Source organism: Vibrio genomosp. F10 str. 9ZD137 (assembly GCF_049974785.1).
Lineage (GTDB): Bacteria > Pseudomonadota > Gammaproteobacteria > Enterobacterales > Vibrionaceae > Vibrio.
Map to the genome: position 1 here is coordinate 1 of NZ_JBNGCJ010000649.1, position 5,187 is coordinate 5,187.

At 43.9% G+C, this 5,187-nt stretch carries 5 protein-coding genes; 1 reads left to right on the top strand and 4 read right to left on the bottom strand.

Annotated elements, in window-relative coordinates; genetic code table 11:
• Window positions 1-2,326, bottom strand: a 2,326-nt coding sequence (gene lptD / locus ACP45E_RS15740; protein WP_069585218.1) for an LPS assembly protein LptD, incomplete at its 3' end; no start/stop codon positions are given.
• Window positions 2,327-2,471: 145 nt separating this feature from the next.
• Between lptD and djlA the strand changes: the two genes are divergently transcribed.
• Window positions 2,472-3,320 carry a co-chaperone DjlA gene (gene djlA / locus ACP45E_RS15745; protein ID WP_017038760.1) on the top strand — a complete coding sequence of 283 codons (849 nt, stop codon included), beginning with the start codon at window positions 2,472-2,474 and terminating at the stop codon, window positions 3,318-3,320.
• A gap of 85 nt (window positions 3,321-3,405) precedes the next feature.
• Here the strand turns inward: djlA and ACP45E_RS15750 are convergent, their stop codons facing one another.
• The 3 genes from ACP45E_RS15750 to pyrB all read right to left on the bottom strand — a co-directional run.
• Window positions 3,406-3,795: a RidA family protein gene (locus ACP45E_RS15750; protein WP_017034489.1), complete on the bottom strand. Its 390-nt coding sequence runs from the start codon at window positions 3,793-3,795 to the stop codon at window positions 3,406-3,408.
• A gap of 189 nt (window positions 3,796-3,984) precedes the next feature.
• Complete coding sequence (gene pyrI, locus ACP45E_RS15755) at window positions 3,985-4,446, bottom strand: aspartate carbamoyltransferase regulatory subunit (protein ID WP_017034488.1); 462 nt, start codon at window positions 4,444-4,446, stop codon at window positions 3,985-3,987.
• 11 nt (window positions 4,447-4,457) lie between these two features.
• Window positions 4,458-5,187, bottom strand: a 730-nt coding sequence (pyrB, locus tag ACP45E_RS15760; protein WP_069585219.1) for an aspartate carbamoyltransferase, incomplete at its 5' end; no start/stop codon positions are given.

Consider the following 5,187-nt stretch of genomic DNA (forward strand, 5'->3'; position numbering starts at 1 on the left):
ACCGCTCTTCCGATCTGGCTCCTGCTGCACTTGAATCGGAGCCAATCGTAGTACCAAACCCGATGATACCAAAGTTGATACCCAGGTTTTTTTCATAAACAGGGGTGGCACTTGGGTCATTAACAAAATCACCGTTCCAGCTAATGATTTGGTTACTGTAGGTAAAGCCTATGTACCAGCAGTCATCGCGATAACTGAGTGTCGCAAGCCACTCTAGGTTTTCTTCCGTGGTGAGGTCATAAAAATATTGTGCACTGGCGTTCCATTTGCTGCTTATTTGATAGCCACCAAGCAAGCCGGCTTGAGAAATGCCCTCTTTAGTGATGGAATCAATATTGAAATCGACAGTCTCTTCTAAGTATTCTTTGGTGACATAACGGTAGTTGGTTTGAATGTATCCCCCGGCAAAGCGGTACTCCAGTGTGCTGTTACCCAGCTGCACGGTACTTGAATCAATATCGTATTGAATACCACCGTGATAAAAGAGGTAATCATCGTAGTTAAAGTCCATTTCAACCGCCCACGCTGAATAATTGGTGGGTTGAGAGCTACTCGTTGGATTACTTAGCGAAGAATTTTTGGTGTCTTTATCAAGGTAAAAAATCTGACCAAATGAGATATTCAAACGTTCTTTATAGGCGTCATCGAAAAAGCGAGATGATGCGCCGTAGCTAAACTGATTCGCTGCGGCAATTTTATCCACACCGCTGTATTTTCTACTACGAAACAGTCCGTAGTAATCGGTTTGCAGCAACGTGGTATCGTAGTTGCCGATAGCACTTTGATCTTCTTCTGGCACATAGAGATATTGAACTTGAGGTTCTAATGTCTGTGTATAGCTGTCTAAGATAATAGTGTCACGCTCTAGAACAACACCGGCATGAGTACGAAACTCGGGTATTAAACGAGAAACACTCTCTTCTAAGTCAGAATTAAGCACGTCTGTCAGATCCTGTTGGTAGTAGGTTCCGAGTAATCTTGCTTCGGTTGTCCAGGTACCCCAGGTATTGGCAAGCGGGACAGTCAAACCAGGTTCAATATGAACACGCATTGCTGATGGTTGATTATCAGCGTCGGTTTCAAATCGTGAAATATGGCTGATTAAATCAAAATCTAAATGCTTCATTAGCTCTGGTGCGTAGTAATTAAACTCGACCTGAGGCATTAACCGATAAGGTAAATTTCCGCTGGTGGTGAGAACTTGGAAATCACGGACTAACACTGAGGTATCCCAAGAATCACTACGATAAGTGGCTTGGCCTTCCTGGAGTAGTTGTCCATCTTCTCGATTGCCTATGTCTGACGAAACGTGGCTAAAATAGGCAATATCACTGACTTTAGAGAAGTCGATATCAAATTTCCACGCTTGTTGAAAAATCCCGCTATGTTGATATTGGAAGCCCCAACGATCGCCGTAGTCGGTGTATTTTTTGTCGTCAGGTAAGTACTCAGATTTAATAGTGCCGTAACCTAAATCTGACAAGTAACGAAACTCACTATTGAGTTGTGTGCCTCGCTCTTGCATATATTTGATCGTGGTCTCGAGATCATAATTGGGGGCTAAATTCCAATAAATTGGCACATCCATCTCAAAACCATCACTGGACCCATACCCTACGGTTGGGTACAAAAAGCCGGTTTTACGGGTGTCACCAATCGGCACAGTTAAGAATGGTAGATAGAACACGGGAACGTTTTGAATCTCAAAACGAGGGTTGTAGAAGGTGGCTTCTTCTTCGTTCTGATCGATATCGATACTCGAGGCGCGCATTCGCCACGATTTATCCCCTTCAGGGCAAGAGGTAATACTGCCATCTTCTATTTCATAGACGGCTTTACCGGTTTTGGCGATAAAGACCGCCTCTCCACGACCAGGTTCGCATAAAAACTGATACTGAGTATTCTCTGCGGTGAGCTCATCAGTCGTGAGATCATTGGTGGCAGTATCCGAAATTGTCTTAATTTCCCCATCACTAAAGTGAACATTCCCGTTTGCCACGACAATATTATCTTTTTGATGCAAAGTGACTTCATCTGCGGTCAGGCGCTTTTTACCCTGAGTCACAACAACGTCGCCTTTGTATACCGATTTGTTGTTATTTAGAGCTTCTAGCGCGTTGGCTTCTACATCAATCGGTAGCTCATTTGGATTTTCTGCATCAGGTAGATTGACCAAGCATTGGTCAATAGGGTCTAATATTTGGCATTGTCCGAAAGCAGGCATTTCGAGCGCATCTTCGTCTAATACCGTCTCAGCACTAGTCTGAGGAACGAGAAAGGCGGTACTGATGGAAGCGGCTATTAAAGTGCGAGGAAAAAATGGCATCGAGTTTTACTGTCCTGTTGAACTTGATTTATCCGGTGATTGGAACCCGAATTTTAGAATACGGCTCCTATCATAAAGGAATTTAATGCTTACGGCACTATCAGACCACTTTGTGGCAAAAAAATTCAGAGATTGAGAGCACATAATGCATATTTTTGGCAAAATTCTGGGCGCTTTTTTTGGCTTCCTATTTGGCGGGGCGTTCGGTTTATTTTTGGGACTGTTCATCGGCCATCAATTTGATAAGGCGCGCCGTTTAAATCAAGCGGGTTTTAGAGGAGGGGCATTTGGTTCTGGGCCAAGCCAAGCTGAGCGCCAAGGTGAATTCTTTAAGGCGGCTTTCGCGGTGATGGGGCATGTTGCGAAAGCGAAAGGTCAAGTGACAGCGCAAGAGATTCAACTTGCAACGACCATGATGGAGCGCATGAACCTGCATGGTGAGCAGAGACGTTCAGCTCAAGACGCGTTTAGAGACGGAAAAGAAGCCGACTTTCCATTGGACAGTGTGTTAGAGCGAGTGAAAATATCCGCCGCAGGTCGTTTTGATTTATTGCAGTTCTTCCTGGAGCTTCAAATCTCCGCTGCGTTTGCTGATGGCGATCTCCATCCGAGCGAGCGAAATGTATTACACAAGATAGCGAAAGGTTTAGGATTCTCTTCGGCACAATTAGAGCAGCGCCTCCGAATGCAAGAAGCGGCGTTTCGTTTTCAACATGGTGGTGGCTCCCATCAAGGAGGTCATCAACAATCGGGTGGTTGGCAGCAAGCAAATCAAGTGGATCAGTTGGCGGCGGCCTATGATGTGCTTGGTATTAGTGACAGTTCCGAGTCGAAAGAGATAAAACGCGCTTATCGAAAGCTGATGAATGAACATCACCCTGATAAATTGATGGCGAAAGGTCTCCCTCCTGAGATGATGAATGTCGCGAAAGAAAAATCACAGGAAATTCAAAACGCTTATGACCTGATAAAAAAGGTTAAAGGCTTTAAGTAAACCGTTTCACACTCTAGATAAAACGAAGGCGAGCATTCTATATAAAATCGTGCTCGCCTTTGTCATTTCATAACCATTGAACGTACTATTTGCGAACCGCAATCGCTTCAATTTCGATGCCCACATCTTTTGGTAGACGAGCCACTTCAACGCATGAACGAGCTGGGTAGTGAGCGACATTATGTTCATCAAAGAACTTTCCGTACACCTCGTTTACTGCGCCAAAATCGTTAAGATCTTTAACGAAAACGGTCATTTTCACAATATCACTCACGGTAAGGCCTGAAGCCTCGACAACCGCTTTAACATTTTCAAGAGACTGACGAGCCTGCTCTGTAATTTCACTAGAGACTTCACCTGTTACTGGGTTAACTGGGATTTGGCCTGAAGTTAACACCATATTACCTAGGTCTACACCTTGAATATATGGGCCAATGGCTGCAGGAGCAGAGTCAGTATGAAGAACTTTTGTCATGTTATTTATTCCGTCAGTAGAGGGGAAGATGAGCACTCAGTGTGCCGTGAATTTTAGATGACGTAAAGAAAAAATCCCTTATCAATCGTCCACGAGAAGTGGCGCATGACAAGGGATTAATACGACCTATTGCGAATAGAAATGAACGTGGTGTATTGCCGTTATTCGCTTTAAGCTAGTCGTGTTTATTTATCTTTCCGTCACCACTTCTCTAGAGAACACTTTTTCGCAGTATTTGCATTTAAGGCGGATATCGGCATTTTTCTCAATAACACTAAAGCTGCTTTCAACGGGTTCATTGTGGGTAATGCAATTGCTGTTTGGGCAATTAAAGACATCGTTGACCTGTTTAGGTAGCTCTAGCACCAATTTTTTAGCAACTTGATATTCTTCAATTTGATTGACGGTAGCGTGTGGTGCGTAAAGTGCTAATTTGCTTGCTTGATCTTCGTCGATAAAGACATTTTCAATTTTGAGTAAGTCTTTAGCACCTAGCGCTGATGAGGGAAGGTTAAGACCAATCGTGACACGTTGATTGGAGTTATGCATATCGAACAGTCGCAATACTTTAATGCCAATCTGTGCCGGAATATGGTCAATAACAGTGCCGTTTTTAATTGCTTCAACCTGCAATTGAGTTTCTTTAGACATAATAATTTCCTCTATGACAGGTTTGAGTTGGATATGGAAGGATTAAGAACAAGTGCCAACAAAGCTTCGCGCGCATAAACACCATTTTCAGCTTGCTCAAAATAATAAGCGTGTGGCGTTTTATCAACATCGGTCGTGATCTCATCCACGCGTGGCAGTGGGTGTAGTACTTTTAAGTTCTCACGTGCCCCCTCAAGCATACTCGCGGTTAGAATGTACGCCGATTTAATGTGTGCGTATTCTGATTCATCAAAACGCTCTTTTTGTACACGTGTCATATACAAAATATCCAGTTCAGGGATGACGGTTTCCATGTCGGTATGAAGGCTGTACTGAATGTTCGCTTCGTCCAGTTCTTCACAGATATAATCCGGCATTGCCAGTGCGTCTGGTGCGACGAAGAAAAAGCGGACGTTGGAGAATTTGGCTAACGCTTGTGTTAACGAATGAACCGTGCGGCCGTATTTTAAATCACCGACAAAAGCAACATTGAGGTCATCTAATCGACCTTGTGTTTCTGAAATACTAAATAAATCCAGTAAGGTTTGAGTGGGGTGCTGGTTCGCACCATCACCCGCATTAATCACGGGCGTGCCATTGGAAAACTCAGAAGCAAGGCGAGCGGCGCCTTCTTGTGGGTGACGCATGACAAAAGCATCAACATAAGAGGAAATAACTTGAACGGAATCGGCCAATGTTTCCCCTTTTTTTGCCAAAGACGTATTACCACCGCTGTCAAAA